15 protein-coding genes and 1 tRNA gene are annotated in these 14,795 nt (G+C 75.3%); 5 read left to right on the top strand and 11 right to left on the bottom strand.

Annotated features, from left to right (window positions below):
• Nucleotides 1-49 precede the first annotated feature (49 nt).
• From ABD363_RS14185 to ABD363_RS14170, 4 genes are all read right to left on the bottom strand, one after another.
• A complete protein-coding gene (locus tag ABD363_RS14185; RefSeq protein WP_344603199.1) occupies nt 50-244 on the bottom strand; it encodes a hypothetical protein in 195 nt (64 codons plus the stop codon).
• Nucleotides 245-320: 76 nt separating this feature from the next.
• On the bottom strand, nt 321-1,205 hold the full coding sequence (locus ABD363_RS14180) for an SDR family oxidoreductase (RefSeq protein ID WP_344603197.1): 885 nt from the start codon (nt 1,203-1,205) through the stop codon (nt 321-323).
• Nucleotides 1,202-2,137: an alpha/beta fold hydrolase gene (locus tag ABD363_RS14175; RefSeq protein ID WP_344603195.1), complete on the bottom strand. Its 936-nt coding sequence runs from the start codon at nt 2,135-2,137 to the stop codon at nt 1,202-1,204. The genes ABD363_RS14180 and ABD363_RS14175 overlap by 4 nt, the downstream gene beginning before the upstream one ends.
• Nucleotides 2,134-3,651: a flavin-containing monooxygenase gene (locus ABD363_RS14170; protein WP_344603193.1), complete on the bottom strand. Its 1,518-nt coding sequence runs from the start codon at nt 3,649-3,651 to the stop codon at nt 2,134-2,136. Before ABD363_RS14170 ends, ABD363_RS14175 begins: the two co-directional genes overlap by 4 nt.
• Before the next feature lie 138 nt (nt 3,652-3,789).
• Here ABD363_RS14170 and ABD363_RS14165 point away from each other — a divergent pair, with 138 nt between their 5' ends.
• On the top strand, nt 3,790-4,434 hold the full coding sequence (locus ABD363_RS14165; protein ID WP_344603191.1) for a MerR family transcriptional regulator: 645 nt from the start codon (nt 3,790-3,792) through the stop codon (nt 4,432-4,434).
• 132 nt (nt 4,435-4,566) lie between these two features.
• Here ABD363_RS14165 and ABD363_RS14160 read toward each other — a convergent pair whose 3' ends face one another.
• Nucleotides 4,567-5,007 (bottom strand): MarR family winged helix-turn-helix transcriptional regulator, encoded by a 441-nt coding sequence (locus ABD363_RS14160; protein ID WP_344603189.1) that lies wholly within the window; start codon nt 5,005-5,007, stop codon nt 4,567-4,569.
• An 88-nt stretch (nt 5,008-5,095) separates the two neighbouring features.
• On the opposite strand from ABD363_RS14160, the gene ABD363_RS14155 reads away from it, so the two are divergent.
• Nucleotides 5,096-5,506: a nuclear transport factor 2 family protein gene (locus tag ABD363_RS14155; RefSeq protein WP_344603187.1), complete on the top strand. Its 411-nt coding sequence runs from the start codon at nt 5,096-5,098 to the stop codon at nt 5,504-5,506.
• Between the two features lie 159 nt (nt 5,507-5,665).
• On the opposite strand, the gene ABD363_RS14150 is transcribed toward ABD363_RS14155, so the two are convergent.
• Nucleotides 5,666-6,469, bottom strand: coding sequence for an exodeoxyribonuclease III (locus ABD363_RS14150; RefSeq protein ID WP_344603185.1), 804 nt, complete (start codon nt 6,467-6,469; stop codon nt 5,666-5,668).
• Between the two features lie 154 nt (nt 6,470-6,623).
• Between ABD363_RS14150 and ABD363_RS14145 the strand changes: the two genes are divergently transcribed.
• The gene (locus ABD363_RS14145; RefSeq protein WP_344603183.1) at nt 6,624-7,100 is read left to right on the top strand and encodes a GNAT family N-acetyltransferase; all 477 of its coding nucleotides are present in this window, start codon (nt 6,624-6,626) and stop codon (nt 7,098-7,100) included.
• Between the two features lie 97 nt (nt 7,101-7,197).
• Here the strand turns inward: ABD363_RS14145 and ABD363_RS14140 are convergent, their stop codons facing one another.
• Together ABD363_RS14140 and ABD363_RS14135 are read right to left on the bottom strand one after the other, a co-directional pair.
• Nucleotides 7,198-7,851 carry a response regulator gene (locus ABD363_RS14140; RefSeq protein ID WP_344603251.1) on the bottom strand — a complete coding sequence of 218 codons (654 nt, stop codon included), beginning with the start codon at nt 7,849-7,851 and terminating at the stop codon, nt 7,198-7,200.
• A complete protein-coding gene (locus ABD363_RS14135; RefSeq protein ID WP_344603181.1) occupies nt 7,830-9,092 on the bottom strand; it encodes a sensor histidine kinase in 1,263 nt (420 codons plus the stop codon). The genes ABD363_RS14140 and ABD363_RS14135 overlap by 22 nt, the downstream gene beginning before the upstream one ends.
• A gap of 166 nt (nt 9,093-9,258) precedes the next feature.
• Between ABD363_RS14135 and ABD363_RS14130 the strand changes: the two genes are divergently transcribed.
• Nucleotides 9,259-9,996 carry an ABC transporter ATP-binding protein gene (locus tag ABD363_RS14130; protein ID WP_344603179.1) on the top strand — a complete coding sequence of 246 codons (738 nt, stop codon included), beginning with the start codon at nt 9,259-9,261 and terminating at the stop codon, nt 9,994-9,996.
• Entirely contained in the window at nt 9,990-12,431 is a 2,442-nt protein-coding gene (locus tag ABD363_RS14125; protein WP_344603177.1) for an FtsX-like permease family protein, read from the top strand. The genes ABD363_RS14130 and ABD363_RS14125 overlap by 7 nt, the downstream gene beginning before the upstream one ends.
• A 139-nt stretch (nt 12,432-12,570) precedes the next feature.
• Here the strand turns inward: ABD363_RS14125 and ABD363_RS14120 are convergent.
• From ABD363_RS14120 to ABD363_RS14110, 3 genes are all read right to left on the bottom strand, one after another.
• Nucleotides 12,571-12,644, bottom strand: a tRNA-Ala gene (locus ABD363_RS14120).
• 84 nt (nt 12,645-12,728) lie between these two features.
• Complete coding sequence (gene sepX, locus ABD363_RS14115) at nt 12,729-13,976, bottom strand: divisome protein SepX/GlpR (protein WP_344603175.1); 1,248 nt, start codon at nt 13,974-13,976, stop codon at nt 12,729-12,731.
• Nucleotides 13,977-14,148: 172 nt separating this feature from the next.
• Complete coding sequence (locus ABD363_RS14110; RefSeq protein ID WP_344603249.1) at nt 14,149-14,781, bottom strand: GNAT family N-acetyltransferase; 633 nt, start codon at nt 14,779-14,781, stop codon at nt 14,149-14,151.
• Between the last annotated feature and the right edge of the window lie 14 nt (nt 14,782-14,795).

The following is a 14,795-nucleotide window of genomic DNA, read 5'->3' as shown; positions in this document are numbered from 1 at the left end:
TCTCGTTCAGGGTCGGCCGGGTTCGTTCAGGGCCCGCTCGGACGCGGCGTCAGGCGTCGTAGTCCCGGGCGAAGCGGTCCTCTTCCTCCCGGCGCTCCTCCCGGCGCGCGCGCTCGGCGCGCTCGGGGTCCTCGTCGCGCCGGCGGCCGCGGCCCTGGAGCTGCTCCTTGGCCTGCTCCGCCTTCTGCCTGGCCTGCTGCTGCAGCTGCTCGGACTTCTCCTGGAACTGGTCCTTCATACCCATGTGGGTTCACTCCCTGCGGGGGTGAGGGGGTCTGGCCCGACCAGATTCACACGCACGGTCACCCCACGCATGTCGATCAGTCACCGTGCGTAGTGCGGTGCTGTTCGTCGGCCGCTCCACCGGCCCCGACCAGGCCCGGGCGCATCCCCGTCAGCCGGTCCGCGAACCGCCGCATCTCGCGCTGGCCGACGGTCCCGATGACGGCGGGCAGATACCCGCGCACCCCCTGCATCCCGCGCAGCCACCACTGCCCGTACACATGGCCGGCGCGCCGCTCGATGCCCTCCACCAGCCGGTCGACCGCCGGGCCCAACGGATAGGTCTTGTTCGACGGCCACGGCAGCCGCTGCCGCAGCTCCCGCATCACGTCGTCCTGGTCGGCGCCGCGCACCATGTCCGTGTCGGTCCACGACAGATAGCCCACGCCGACCTTCACGCCCCGGTGGCCGACCTCGGCGCGCAGGCTGTGCGCGTACGCCTCCACACCGGACTTGGAGGCGCAGTAGGCGCTCATCATCGGCGCCGGGGTGATCGCGGCGAGGGAGGCGATCTGCAGCAGGTAGCCCCGGCTGTCCAGCAGCATCGGCAGGAAGGCGCGGGCGGTGACCGCCGAGCCGATCAGGTTGACCTCGATCACCCGCCGCCAGGCCTCGGGGTCGGAGTCGACGAAGGGCCCGCCGGTGGCGACGCCCGCGTTGGCGACGACGATGTCGACCCGGCCGAAGCGCTCCTTCACCTCGCCGGCGACCCGGGCCATCGCCGCGTGGTCGGTGACGTCGGCGTACCAGTGGTCGCTGTCGCTGTGCAGCCGCGCCGAGACCTGCTCGAGCGCGTCCGGTTCCAGCCCGACCAGCGCCACTCTCACCCCGCGCGCGGACAGCTTGCGGGCCAGCAGCTCCCCCACGCCCCGCGCGGCTCCGGTGACGACGGCGACCCGCCCTTCGAGGCTCACCCGGCTCATGCGTCCTCCTTGACATCGACGTGGCTGTTGACGCGGACGTGGCCGCTGACGAGGGCGCGTATCCTCGCGGTGACCAGCTCGGGCGCCTCCACCGGCGTCATGTGGCCGATGCCGGGCAGCTCGGTGAGCCCGGCGCAGCGGGGCAGCGCGGCGGCCAGCGCGCGGGCCTGCGCGGGCGGGGTCAGCCGGTCGGCGGTGCCGACGAGCACCTCCGCGGGCACCGTCAACTCCCGTACGGCGTGGTCGAGGTCGAGCAGGTCGAGCACCTGCGACCAGGCGTGGCGCACCGTACGGGGGCAGCCGTGCACGATCCGGGCGCACGCCTCCACCATGTGCGGAGCCGAACCGGGGCCCATCGTGCCGTACTTGAGGATGCGGCGGGCGAGCGGCGTGACCGGGCCGAGCGGCGCCCGGGAGCCGAGGATCCGCCGGGTCAGCCAGGTCCGCACCGGCCCGGCCCGCAGGGGCAGGACGGTCGAGGCGGCGACCAGCTGCGAACTGCCCGTGCTGCACAGCAGGACGGCCGCCGCGTGCTCCTGGAAGGCGGGGCGGCCGGCGGCGGCCAGCACCGTCATGCCGCCCATGGAGTGCCCGGCGACCACGGCCCGCTCGCCCGGGGCGAGGGCGGCCCTCAGCACGGCCTCCAGGTCGTCGGCGAGCGCGTCGGTGCTGCACGCCGGGCTCGCCGGGCTGCGTCCGTGGCCGCGCTGGTCGTAGGCGACGACCCGGTGGTCGGCGGCGAGGTCGCGCACCTGCGCCGCCCAGAAGGCGGTGGAGCAGGTCCAGCCGTGGGCGAGGACGACCGCGGGGGCGTCGTCGGGGCCGTGCACCTCGACGTGGAGGCGGGCGCCGTCGGCGGAGCGGACGGTCAGCTCGCGGGCGGGGACGGGCGGGGCGTAGGGGCCGGAGGTCACGTGGTGGCGGCGGCTCACGCGCCCACCTCCGCGGCCTTCTGGGGGGAGGCGTTCCCGCGGGCCGGGGCGCGCAGCACCTCGTACTCCGCCGGGTCCACCCGCCGGGTCGCCCGCCGGAACTCGCTCGTGGTGCCGGGCCAGATGGTGGTGTTGCGGCCGTTCGCGTCCAGGTACCAGCTGGTGCAGCCGCCGGTGTTCCACACCGTGCGCTTCATGCGCTCCTGCACCCTGCGGTTCCACGCCCGGACGGCGGCGGGGCGGGCGTCGAGGGCGGCCCGGCCGCCGAGGGCGTCGAGCCGGCGCAGGAAGTCGGCCAGGTAGTTCAGCTGGGACTCGATCATCAGGATCATCGACGAGTTCCCCAGGCCGGTGTTGGGCCCGATGATGGACAGCCAGTTGGGGAAGCCGGCCGCCGAGGCGCCGCGCAGGGCTTCCATGCCGTCCTTCCAGGCCTCGGCGAGCGTCCGCCCGTCCGCGCCCACGACCCGTTCGGCGATGGGCATGTCGGTGACGTGGAAGCCGGTGCCGAAGACGATCGCGTCGGCCTCGGCCTCGCTGCCGTCGGCGCCGACGAGGGTGGAGCCGCGCACCTCGGCGAGGCCGCCGGCGACGACGTCGACGTTCGGCTGCGCGAGCGCCGGATAGTAGGTGTTGGACAGCAGGATCCGCTTGCAGCCGATGCGGTAGTCGGGGGTGAGCTTGGCGCGCAGCGCCGGGTCCTCGACGGCGCGGGCCAGGTTGCGCCGGGCCAGCCGCTCGACGAAGCCCAGTTCCTCGGGGTGCTTGGTGAAGGCCTGCACCTGCAACTCGCGGATGCCCCACAGCAGTCCGCGGCGCACCCGGGCGGTGACGGGCAGCCGCCGGTACAGCCACCGCTCGGCGCCGCCGATGGCCCGGTCGACGCGCGGCATCACCCACGGCGGGGTGCGCTGGAAGAGGGTGAGCCGGCCCACCTCGGGCTGGATGGCCGGCACGATCTGGACGGCGGACGCGCCGGTGCCGACCACGGCGACCCGCTTGCCGCGCAGGTCGTAGTCGTGGTCCCAGCGGGCGGAGTGGAACACCTTGCCGGGGAAGGAGTCCAGGCCCGGGATGTCCGGGATCCTGGGTTCGGACAGCGGTCCGGTGGCGGACACCACGAGGTCGGCCGACAGGGTGCCCCGGCTGGTCTCGATGTCCCAGCGCAGCAGCTCGCCGTTCCAGGTCATCCGCTTCACCTCCGAGCCGAAGCGGATGTGCGGCCGCAGCCCGAACAGGTCCGTCACGTGCTCCAGGTAGGCGCGGATGTGCGGCTGCCCGGAGAAGGCGCGCGGCCAGTCGGGGTTGGGCGCGAAGGAGAAGGAGTACAGATGGGACGGGACGTCACAGGCGCACCCGGGATAGCTGTTGTCCCGCCAGGTGCCGCCGACGCTGTCCGCCCGCTCCAGCACGACGAAGTCGGTGACCCCTTCGCGCCTGAGCCGCACGGCGGCCCCCAGCCCGCCGAACCCGGACCCGACCACCGCGACCCGTACATGCTCGTGTTCGGCCATGCCTACGCCTCCACGCGTCGCCCAGGAAGAACCATGCCAGTGAACACTGGCGCAATGGGGAGAGTAGAGGACGGGGCATACCGACCGGTAGGGGTCGGCGCCGGGAAAGTTACCGGCGGTACGACTTAAGGTGCCCAGGTGGCCGAGAAGCGTGAGTACCGCATGGAAGAACTGGCCCGCCTGGCCGGCATCACAGTGCGCACCCTGCGCTTCTACCGCGAGCGCAAGCTGCTCCCGCCGCCGCGCCGCGAGGGCCGCATCGCCTGGTACGACGACCACCACCTGGCCCGCCTGCGCACCATCGCGGCGCTGCTGGAGCGCGGCCACACCCTCAGCGGCATCGCGGAACTGGCCGACGCCTTCGACCACGGCCGCGACGTCGGCGACCTGCTGGGCCTCGGCGAGCCCACCGAGGAGACCCCGGTCCGCCTCACCCCCGAGGAACTCGCCGCCCGCTTCGAGGGCGAGGTCACCCCGGAGAACCTCGCCGCCGCCCTGGAACTCGGCTACCTCGGCACCGACGGCGACGAGATCGTCCACATCAGCCGCCGCCTGCTGGACGGCTCCTCGGCCCTGGTCCGCGAGGGCATCCCGCTCGCGGAGGTCCTGGCCGCCGGCAGACGCGTCCGCGAACACGCCGACGCCCTCGCGGAGCTCTTCACCGGCCTGATCCTCCGTCACGCCTCCGAGGAAGCCCTGCACCGCCTGCGCCCGCTCGCCAAGAGCGTGGTGGAGGCGGAACTGTCCCTGGCGCTGGACCGGCGGCTGCGGAAGCAGGCGTAGCGACCACGCCCGTCCGGCGGATCGCGTCCGTCCCGCGGGCCGGGGCCCTCCGTGCCCGGCCGCCCCGTCGGCAAGCCGCCCCGTCGGTGAGCCGCTCCGGAGCCCGGCCGGGCCGAGCGGGCGAGCAGGCGGTCACCGCGGTTCGTGCCGGGCGAGAACCCGGCCGAGCAGGCGCGTCAGGGTCTCCCGCTCCTCGGCCGACAGCGGCTCCAGCAGGTCGTCCTGCACCTGGTCGAGCACCCGGTCCATGCGCCGCAGCTGCCGGGCGCCGTCCGCGGTGAGGGTCACCCTGTTGCGCCGCCCGTGGTCCGGGTCCGGCGTCCGGTCGACGAAGCCCCGCTCGACCAGTTCGCCGACGGCCGCCACGACGTCGCTGCGGTCGATGCGGCACCGGCGGCCGAGCTCCGCCTGGCTCGCGGGCCCGAACTCCTGCAGGGCGGCCAGGATGCGGTAGTGGTATCCGCGCGCTCCCGCGGCGGTGAAACCGTCGAACACCAGCCGGCGGACGTGCACGGCCAGTTGGGCGATCAGCCAGCTCGGCTTCGTGGTCAGGCGCTCCGGGATCTCGTCCATGGCGACCACCGTAACAGTGTTGGCGAGACCCACACTCTGGGCTAGTGTTGGTGACACCAACATTGGAGTCGTCACCAGAGGAGACGTCGTGACCACCGACACCCGGACCGCCGACCGCATCGAGATCGCCGACCTGTTCGCCCGCCTCGCCAACCTGCTGGACGAACAACGCCACGACGACGCCCACACCGTCTACACCGACGACGTCGTGGCACATTCGCCGCGCGGCGAGCTGCGCGGCCTGGAGGAGGTGACCGCCCACCTGAAGCGGAGCCGGGTCGAGGGGGAGCACACCCAGCACATGCACGGCGACGTGCTGGTGCGGGTGGACGGCGACCGCGCGAAGGCCACGGCGAACCAGCTCGTGCACTTCTACCGCGACGGCGAACCGCCCCACCGGACGAGCGGCCTGCGGGTGGCCTGCACCGCGGTGCGGACCCCGGCGGGCTGGCGCTTCAGCGACACGCGGATCACGCTCGCCTGGACGCAGGAGAAGTGACGGGGGCGGGCCGGACCCGGCCCCGGTCTCCGGCCGCGCGGCGGGCGGGTCGCCGCCCGCCCGCCGCCGGAAGACCTCGCCGGCGTGGGCGGTACGGCCGCCGGCCCGACGCCGCCCGCGCCGCGGCGAAACGCGGCGCGCGCGACGGCGCGCCGCGCGTCAGCTCTCGAAGACGACGGTCACGGGAGCGTGATCGGACCACCGCTCCGCGTGACCGGCCGCCCGCTCCACGAACCCCTTGACCGCCCTGGACGCGAGGCCGGGCGTCGCCACGGCCAGATCGATCCGCCACCCCGCGTCGTTGTCGAAGGCCCGCCCCCGGTAGGACCACCACGTGTACGGGCCCTCGACGTCCGGGTGCAGCGCCCGCACGACGTCGACGTATCCGCCGTCCGCCGGGTCGAAGACGCGGTCCAGCCACTCCCGCTCCTCGGGCAGGAAGCCGGAGTTCTTGGTGTTGCCGCGCCAGTTCTTCAGGTCGGCCTGCCGGTGGGCGATGTTCCAGTCGCCGCAGACCAGCACCTCCCGGCCGTCGGCGGCGGCGCGTTCGCGCAGGTCCTTCAGGTAGGCGAGGAACTCGTCCATGAAGCGGACCTTCTCCTCCTGCCGCTCGGTGCCGACCTCGCCGGAGGGCAGGTAGAGGGAGGCGACGGTGACGCCGGGCAGGTCGGCCTCGACGTACCGCCCGCTGGTGTCGAACTCCGCCGAGCCGAAGCCGATCCGGACGCGGTCGGGCTCGCGGCGGGTGTAGAGGGAGACGCCGGCGCGGCCCTTGGCGGCGGCCGGGGCGTGCACCACGTGCCAGCCGTCGGGGGTGCGGACCTGCTCGGGCAGCTGCTGCGGCTCGGCCCGCACCTCCTGCAGGCACAGCACGTCGGCGTCCGTGCCCGCGAGCCACTCCACGAAGCCCTTCTTCGCGGCGGCCCGGAGCCCGTTGACGTTCACGGAGGTCACCGTCAGCACAACACTCTCCTTCGCCGTCACCGCCGGCCCCTCCGAAGGCGCCGGCGGAGGTCGCGGTGAGCACCCCGGCACCTTACCTGCACACTGGACCGAGTCCGGTTCTGGACCGGGATCGGACCCTCCCCTCGTGATGAATTGGTATACGGTGCGCAGCATGGATATACGCCGGGTTCCCTTCGACCACCCCGACGCCGTCAAGCTCAACGACCTGGTCCAGGCCGAGTACGACCTGCGCTACGGCGACGGGGGCGACGCCACGCCCATGGACCCGCGGGACTTCGAGCCGCCGAACGGCCTGTACCTGATCGCGTACGACGAGGACGGCACGCCCGTCGCCTCGGGCGGCTGGCGCGCCCAGGACACCAACGGCGAGGGCAACCGCGACGGGGACGCCGAGCTGAAGCGGATGTTCGTGGTCGAGGAGATGCGCGGCCGGGGCCTGGCCCGCCGGATCCTGGCGGCCCTGGAGGAGGACGCCCGCGCGGCCGGCCGCCTGCGCATGGTCCTGGAGACCGGCACCAAGCAGCCGGAGGCCGTCGCCCTGTACCTCTCCAGCGGCTACGAGCCGTGCGAGAAGTTCGGCTACTACCGCTTCCACGAGTCCAGTCTGTGCTACGCGAAGAAGCTGTGACCGAAGCCGAAGCCGAAGCCGAAGCCGAAGCCTGTGCCGAAGCCTGCGCCGGAATCGAAGGCGCGGCCGAGGACGTGGCGGTGGCCGAGGCCGTGGCTCACGCCCGCAGGAAGGCGAGGACCGCCAGCACCCGGCGATGGGTGTCGTCCGCGGGCGGCAGGTCCAGCTTGGCGAGGATGCTGCCGATGTGCTTGCCGACGGCCGCCTCGGACACCACCAGCGCCCGCGCGATCGCGCTGTTGGACCGGCCCTCGGCGACCAGCGCCAGCACCTCCCGTTCGCGCGGGGTGAGCCGCGCGAGCGGGTCCCGGCGCCGGCGCAGCAGTTGCCGGACCACCTCGGGATCGACGACCGTGCCGCCGGCGGCCACCTCGGCGAGCGCGGCGGCGAACTCCTCGACCCGGCCGACGCGGTCCTTGAGCAGGTAGCCGACTCCCGTGCCGTCGCCGGAGTCGAGCAGCTCGGCGGCGTAGGCCCGCTGCACGTACTGGCTGAGCACCAGCACCGGCAGCCCGGGCCGCTCCGCGCGCAGCCGCACGGCCGCCTGCAGCCCCTCGTCCTGGAAACCGGGCGGCATCCGCACGTCCGTCACCACGGCGTCGGGCGCGTGCCCGGCGACCGCGGCGCGCAGCGCGTCCGCGTCGCCGACCGCCGCGACGACCTCGTGCCCGAAGCGGCCCAGCAGGCCGACGAGGCCCTCGCGCAGCAGGACGCTGTCCTCGGCGAGGACTATGCGCAGGGGTCTTCCGATGGGGTCGGCCGGCAAGGGATCTCCACACGCAGCAGGGTCGGCCCGCCCGGCGGGCTGGACAGGGAGAGTCTGCCATCGAGCACGGACACCCGGTCGGCGAGTCCGGTCAGGCCGCTGCCGCCGGCCGGGTCCGCGCCGCCGCGGCCGTCGTCGCGCACCGCGAGGACGAGCCGTGCGCCGTCGTGGCCGCCGCTCACCTCGGCGCGCCGCGCGCCGCTGTGCCGGGCGATGTTGGCGAGGGCCTCGCGGACCACGAAGTAGGCGGCGCTCTCGACGGCCCGGGGCAGCCGGCCGGGCAGCTCCAGGCTCAGGTCGACGGGGATGGGGCTGCGGTCGGCGGCGTCGGCGACGGCGGCCTCGAGGCCGTGGTCGGCGAGGACCTTGGGGTGGATGCCGTGGATGAGCTCGCGCAGTTCCGCCAGGGCCTGTTCGGCCTCCCGGTGGGCCCCGGCGAGCTGGTCGGCGAGGGGGCCGGGCGGGGCGTCGAGGCGGGCGAGGCCCAGGGCCATGGTGAGGGCGACCAGGCGCTGCTGGGCGCCGTCGTGCAGGTCGCGTTCGATACGGCGGCGCTCCGCCTCGAAGGCGTCCACCAGCCGCACCCGGGACCGCACCAGTTCGCTCTCCTTCGAGGTCAGCAGCAGCCGCGCCAGCTCGGCCCGCGCCCCGGCCACGGCCCCCAGGGCGTAGGCGCCGGCCGCCAGCAGGACGAGCCCGAGCGCGGCGGTCCCGACGGCGCCGGGCCAGGTGTCCACGGTCCACAGCTTGGCCGCCTTGGCCTCGCCGTCGACGCCGACCAGCACGGGCACGGCGACCAGGGACAGCGGCACCCCCGCGCCGAGGACGACGGCCAGCGCGTCCACCGGCCACAGCACCAGCGCGAGCAGGACCGCGTACGCCAGCTCCCGCCAGGTCGCCGGCTCCCCGAGCCGGGTCGTCAGCCACGGCGTCAGGCCCGGCCCGTGCGGCATCCGGTGCCGCCCGGCGGGCAGCGGCCCCACCCCGGCCAGCCGCAGCCGCCGCCGCTCCACGGCGGCCACGGGTATCCCGGCCAGCGCGGTGAGCACCAGCAGCGGCAGCCCGAGCAGGACCACGGCGAGCGCGCCCCCGGTCACGGCGCCGACGGCGACCACCACCAGCACGACCGCCCCGAACAGCGCCCCGCTGCCGAGGAACGCGACCGCCCGCCAGGGCCACGCCGACCCCAGATACCCGCGCCCGCCGAGCGCCCGCCACACCGTCATGGGGATCACCGTAGGAGCCGGGCGGCAGCCGGGGCCATCGGTCCAGGGGGAGGCCGGGGAGTATGTCTGGCCCTACCCCGGGTCTCGGTCCTGCCGCACTGACCCGGAGGGCCGTCCCGGGATGGGGTGGAGCTCTCGACACCGACCGATGGGGGCAGTGGGGCAGATGACATCCAACGCGATCGAACTGCGCGCGGTGAGCAGGCGGTACGGGACGGGCGGCACCGCCGTGACCGCGCTCGACGGCGTCTCGCTCGACTTCCCCGCGGGCACCTTCACCGCGGTCATGGGCCCCTCCGGCTCCGGCAAGTCCACCCTGCTGCAGTGCGCGGCCGGGCTGGACCGGCCCACCTCGGGCTCGGTGCGGCTCGGGGAGACGGAGCTGACGACGCTGGGCGAGCGGCGGCTGACGCTGCTGCGCCGGGAGCGCGTCGGGTTCGTGTTCCAGGCGTTCAACCTGCTGCCGTCGCTGACCGCCGAGCAGAACGTGGCGCTGCCGCTGCGCCTGGCCGGCCGGCGCCCGTCGCGGGCGCGGGTGCGGGAGGCGCTGCACCGGGTCGGCCTCGGGGAGCGGGCGGGGCACCGGCCGGCGCAGCTGTCGGGCGGCCAGCAGCAGCGGGTCGCGCTGGCCCGCGCCCTGGTCACCCGTCCCGAGGTGCTGTTCGGCGACGAGCCGACCGGTGCGCTCGACGCGCGCACCGGCCGCGAGGTGCTGGAGCTGCTGCGGGGCATGGTCGACGCCGAGGGGCGGACGGTGGTGACGGTCACCCACGACCCGGTGGCCGCGTCGTACGCGGACCGGGTGGTGTTCCTGGTCGACGGGCGGGTGCACGGGGAGCTGCGGGGGGCCTCGGCCGGTGAGATCGCGGCGCGGACGACGGCGCTGGAGGCTCTCCCGTGCTGAGCCTGGCCCTGAACACCCTGCGCACCCGCCGGACCGCCTTCGCCGGGTCCTTCGTGGCGCTGACGCTCGGCGTCGCGCTGATCACCGTCATGGGCCTGGCCCTCGCCGCCTCCCTGGACGCGCCCGAGCGCCGCCCGGAGCGGTTCGCGGCGGCGCCGGTGGTGGTGACCGGGCAGGACACCCTGCGCGTGCCGACCCCGATCGGCGTGCGGACGCAGAAGCTGGCCCACCCGCGGCCCGTCCCGGCCCGCACCGTCGCCGCGCTGCGCCGGCTGGGCCCGGTCACCGAGGACCGCTCCTTCCCCGTACGGGCCGCGGGCGGACCCGACGGCCTGGTGGGGCACCCGTGGTCGACGGCGGCGTTCGCCCGGTACGAACTGACCGCGGGCCGCGCGCCCGGGGCCGCCGACGAGGTGGTGGCCACCGGCGGATGGGCGCGGATCGGGCAGCGGCTGCGCACCGGTCACGGCACCGTGCGGGTGGTGGGCACGGTGGGCGATCTCGGCTTCGAGCGGGCCGTCTTCTACACCGACGCCCGAGCGGCGGCTCTGTCGCCGGTGAGCACCCGGCTGGTCGTGGCCGCGGACCCGGCGGAGGTGCGGCGCGCGGTGGGTTCCGGCGTCCGGGTCCTCACCGGTGACGCGCGGCGGCTCGCGGACGCCCGCCCCGACCGGGACCGCGAGGCCCTGACCGCGCTGAACGCCCTGTTCGGGACGGCCGGCGGGGTCGCCGGTTTCGTGTCCGTGTTCGTGGTGGCGTCCACCTTCGCCTTCGTGGTCGCCCAGCGGCGCCGGGAGTTCGGGCTGCTGCGCACGGCGGGCGCCACGCCGGGGCAGATCCGCCGGACGGTGTGCGCGCAGGCGCTGCTGATCGGCGTGCTCGCCTCGGCGGCGGGCTGCGCGCTCGGCGGCTGCGCCGCCCCGCACCTGGCCGCGTGGGTGGTCGGCGAGGGCCTCGCGCCCGGCTGGTTCACCATCGGCGGCGCCGTCTGGCCGTACCACCTGGCGTTCTGGACGGGGCTGCTGGTCGCCCTGTGCGGGGTGGTGGCCGCGTCCTGGCGGGCCGGGCGGACCGGCCCCGTCGAGGCGCTGCGGGAGGCGTCGGCCGACGGCGGCGCCCTGACGCGGGGCCGCCTGCTGTGCGGGGCGGCCCTGCTGGGCACGGCCGTCGTGACCCTGGCGGTGACGCTGTGGACCGACCCGGCCGACCTGCTGCACCGCAAGACCTACGTCAGCCGCCCCCTGCTGCTGATCACGGCGGTGGCGCTGCTGGCGCCGGTCCTGGTGCGTCCGCTGGTCCGGCTGCTCGCGTGGCCGCTCTCCCGGCTGCCCGGCGCGGGCGGGATGCTGGTGCGGGAGAGCGCCGCCGCCGCGGCCCGCCGTACGGCCTCGGTCGCGGCGCCCGTGCTGGTCATGGTGGCGCTCACGGGTTCGCTGCTCGGGGCCACGGCGACCCTGGACCGGGCGCGGGCGGCCGAGGTCCGGGCGCGGACCGCCGCCGACTTCGTGGTGACGTCCGACGGCGGCCTGGGCCCGGCGACGGTGCGGCGGCTGCGGGCGGTGCCCGGCGCCGAGGTCTCGGCCACCGCGGCGAGCGCCGTCCACGTCCTGGAGGACGGCGTGGCGCTGATCCGGTCCGAGGCGCGCGCGGCCGACCCGCGGGCGCTGGCCCGGACCGTGCGGCTGCCACTGACGGCCGGCCGGATCACCGATCTCGACGACGACTCGATCGTCGTCGACGAGGAATGGCGGCACCACACCGTCGGGCAGCGCGTGACCGTCTGGCTCGGCGACGGCACCCGCAGGTCGCTGCGGATCGCCGCGGTGCTGCCCGTCGGCACCGGTGACAACGGCGTGTACGTCACCCCGGCGAACGCGCCGGGCGCCGTGGTGGACCGGGTGGACGTGAAGGTGGCGCGGGACGCGCGGGCGGCCACGGTGGCGGCGGCGCTGCGGAAGGCGGTGGCCGCGGAAGGACGGGTGCTCCCCAAGGAGGCGTGGCTGCGGGCGACTTCGCCCCGGGCCGACGGCACGACCCGCGCGGGCCTGCTGCTGGTCCTCGGCATCTCCCTGCTCTACACCGGCATCTGCGTCGTGGGCACCCTGGCGACGGCGGCCTCCGGGCGCCTGCGCGACCTGGCGGCCCTGCGGCTCGCGGGCGCCACGGGCGCCCAGGTGCTGCGCCTGGTCGCCGCGGAGGCTTTGACGGTGGTGGCCGTCGGCACCGTGCTGGGCCTGCTGGTCACGGCCTTCGGCCTGCTCGGCATGGGCGGCGCCCTGGCCCTGCTGTCGGCTCCGGTGGTGGTCGTGTTCCCCTGGCCGGCGCTCGCCGCGGCGGCCGCGGCCTGCGCCGTCCTCGCCGTCGCCGCGTCGGTCCTCCCGGCGGCGCTCGCACTGCGGCGGGCAGTGGTGGCGGGGGCGGGGGTACGGGAGTGACCGGCTGACGGGGACTCAGCACCGCGGAGCGGCACCGCAGTCGCCGTGCGCCGCGGCCCGTCCCCGCACAAAGAAGAATCCCGCCCGGTCGACCGACCGGGCGGGATCTCTTCAACTGTCTCGCGGACAGTTGTTGCGGTGGACCTGAGGGGATTTGAACCCCTGGCCCCCTCGATGCGAACGAGGTGCGCTACCGGACTGCGCCACAGGCCCTTGCAACGAGTGAAACTTTAGCACCCCGATCGGCGTGCTTGGAAATCCGCTCCCCGGGCGGCCTCCCGAGGGGTGCCCCGGGGCCTACTCGTTGGCGGCCCGCGGCCGGTCGCCGTCCTCGTACTGGTCGAACAGCGGGGTGCGGCCCCGCTCCCGCGCCCGCCGGGCGGAGGCGGCCCGGCGGGCGTCACCGCGCCCGTCGCCGTCCGCCCCGTCCTCCGCGCCGGGACCGGTGTCCGGCGCGGCGTCCCCGGCGCCGTCGGCGCCGCCGGCCGTCTCCTCGGGGTCCCGGGGAACGGGGCCGGAGCGCGCCGAGCTCCAGGCGTCCGGCGCTCCCAGGTCCACGTCGGCCGTGGCCCGCGGGGCGACCGGCGCGGTCACGTACGTCGGCAGCGGCACCGGGACCGGTTCCCAGCTCTCGCCCTGTCCCGGCCGGCGCTGCCGTTCGCGCTGCTGGTCGACCCACTCGGCGTGGTCGGTCTGCTCGACCAGCGCCCGCCGGTCCGCGGCCAGCGCCGACAGGCCGGGGTCCGGCTCGGGTGCGGGTTCTTCGTCCGGCTCCTCGGCGTCGGCGTCCGCGTCCGGGGACGGGGACGGGGACGGGCGCCGGCGCGGCTGCCGCTCGCGTTCCCGCAGCCGCTGCGCCGCGGCCTCGGCCCGGCGGCGGTCCATCTGGTAGGCGAACCGGCGGCGTTCCTGGGAGCGCAGATACGCGATGTACGCGCTGAGCAGCACGGCGGGCACCCCGGGCGCCCACAGGAACGCGAATCCGCCGACCGCCGCGACGATCGCGCCGAGCGTGAAGGCGAGGAAGAGCACGATGGTGGTGCGCCGGCGGCGCGCGAGGACCTTCGAGCGCCGGGCACGGGCCGCGGCCGTCTGCGTCGCCTGGGCGGTGGGGGCGCGCCGGGCGGCGGGCACCCGCCTGCGGGCGGGGGCGGCGCCGGGTTCGGGCGCCTGCCGGGCCGCCGGGTCGCGGGCCGGCCGGTCCGGCTCACCGGGGGCCGGTTCCGGCCGCTCGGCGGGCGACGGCACGGGCACCCGCGTCTGCGGGCGGGTCCTGGACACGGCGAAGGCCCGGACGTCCACCGACTCGGTGACGGCGTCCGGGTCGCCGACGGGCGGCTCCCCCTCTTCGGCGGAGCGTGCCCGCAGGTCCCTGGCGTATCGGCGCTCCATCGCCGCCCGTCCGGACAGCAACCGGATGGCGGTGCTGAAGCGCTCCGTCGGACGGGCCTCGTTCAGCTCGTCCTGCCTACGGAGCCACATCGGCACCAAGTAGGCGGCCCAGGCCCCGACGATGACTGCGTAGATGAGGCCGCTGCTGCTCACGCCTCACACGGTAGAGGGGATTGTGTGGAGCCATCCGCCAATTGCGCCGGTGTGTCGCACGATCTGGCTGATATTTCGAAAATTTTTTGCGACTGGTCCGTTCGGCGGACCGTCGGAGCCGGGAATTCATCGTCCGGAGCCGGTCACGGGCCGATCAATTTCGAACATTTATTCAATTTCCGGGGCCGTGCGGGATTCCCGGGTTGCTGCGCGGCTCGTTCCGGGAGCGTGCCCGGTGCCAGCGCCCGAGCAGCCCTTCGGGCACCTCCTCCGCGGTGAGCGCGAAGACCAGGTGGTCCCGCCACGCCCCGTCGATGTGGAGATAACGCGGCCGGAGCCCTTCCTCCCGGAATCCGAGTTTCTCCACCACGCGGCGGCTGGGGCCGTTCTCCGGGCGAATGCAGACCTCGATGCGGTGCAGTCCCACCGTGCGGAAACAGTGGTCGACGACGAGCGCCACGGCCGTCGGCATCACCCCGCGGCCGGCCACCGCCTCGTCCACCCAGTAGCCGACGTGGCCCGAGCACATCGAGCCCCAGGTGATCCCGGCCACCGTCAGCTGCCCGACCAGCCGCCCCTGGTACTCGATGACGAACGGCAGCATCCTGCCCGCGCTCGCCTCCCGCCTGAGGTGGCGGACCATCTGCCGGTAGGTCGGCCGGTGCGCCGTCGGGCCGCCGGGCCCGGGCGGCGGGATCGTCGCCTCCCAGGGGCGCAGCCAGTCCCGGTTGCGCCGGTTGACCTCGCGCCAGGCCTGCTGGTCGCGCAGCTTTATCGGCCGGAGGCGGACATCGCCGTCCACCAGCTCGACCGGCCAGG

Source organism: Streptomyces glaucus (assembly GCF_039533365.1).
Lineage (GTDB): Bacteria > Actinomycetota > Actinomycetes > Streptomycetales > Streptomycetaceae > Streptomyces > Streptomyces glaucus.
This window is presented reverse-complemented; position numbering and strand designations above follow the sequence as displayed.

What these genes read in the sequence shown, in the direction of transcription:
- ABD363_RS14145 (WP_344603183.1), top strand. Translation starts at nt 6,624, where the DNA reads ATGGATATACGCCGGGTTCCCTTCGACCACCCCGACGCCGTCAAGCTC.
- ABD363_RS14130 (WP_344603179.1), top strand. Translation starts at nt 9,259, where the DNA reads ATGACATCCAACGCGATCGAACTGCGCGCGGTGAGCAGGCGGTACGGG.
- ABD363_RS14135 (WP_344603181.1), bottom strand. Translation starts at nt 9,092, where the DNA reads ATGACGGTGTGGCGGGCGCTCGGCGGGCGCGGGTATCTGGGGTCGGCG.
- ABD363_RS14170 (WP_344603193.1), bottom strand. Translation starts at nt 3,651, where the DNA reads ATGGCCGAACACGAGCATGTACGGGTCGCGGTGGTCGGGTCCGGGTTC.
- ABD363_RS14185 (WP_344603199.1), bottom strand. Translation starts at nt 244, where the DNA reads ATGGGTATGAAGGACCAGTTCCAGGAGAAGTCCGAGCAGCTGCAGCAG.
- ABD363_RS14180 (WP_344603197.1), bottom strand. Translation starts at nt 1,205, where the DNA reads ATGAGCCGGGTGAGCCTCGAAGGGCGGGTCGCCGTCGTCACCGGAGCC.
- ABD363_RS14160 (WP_344603189.1), bottom strand. Translation starts at nt 5,007, where the DNA reads ATGGACGAGATCCCGGAGCGCCTGACCACGAAGCCGAGCTGGCTGATC.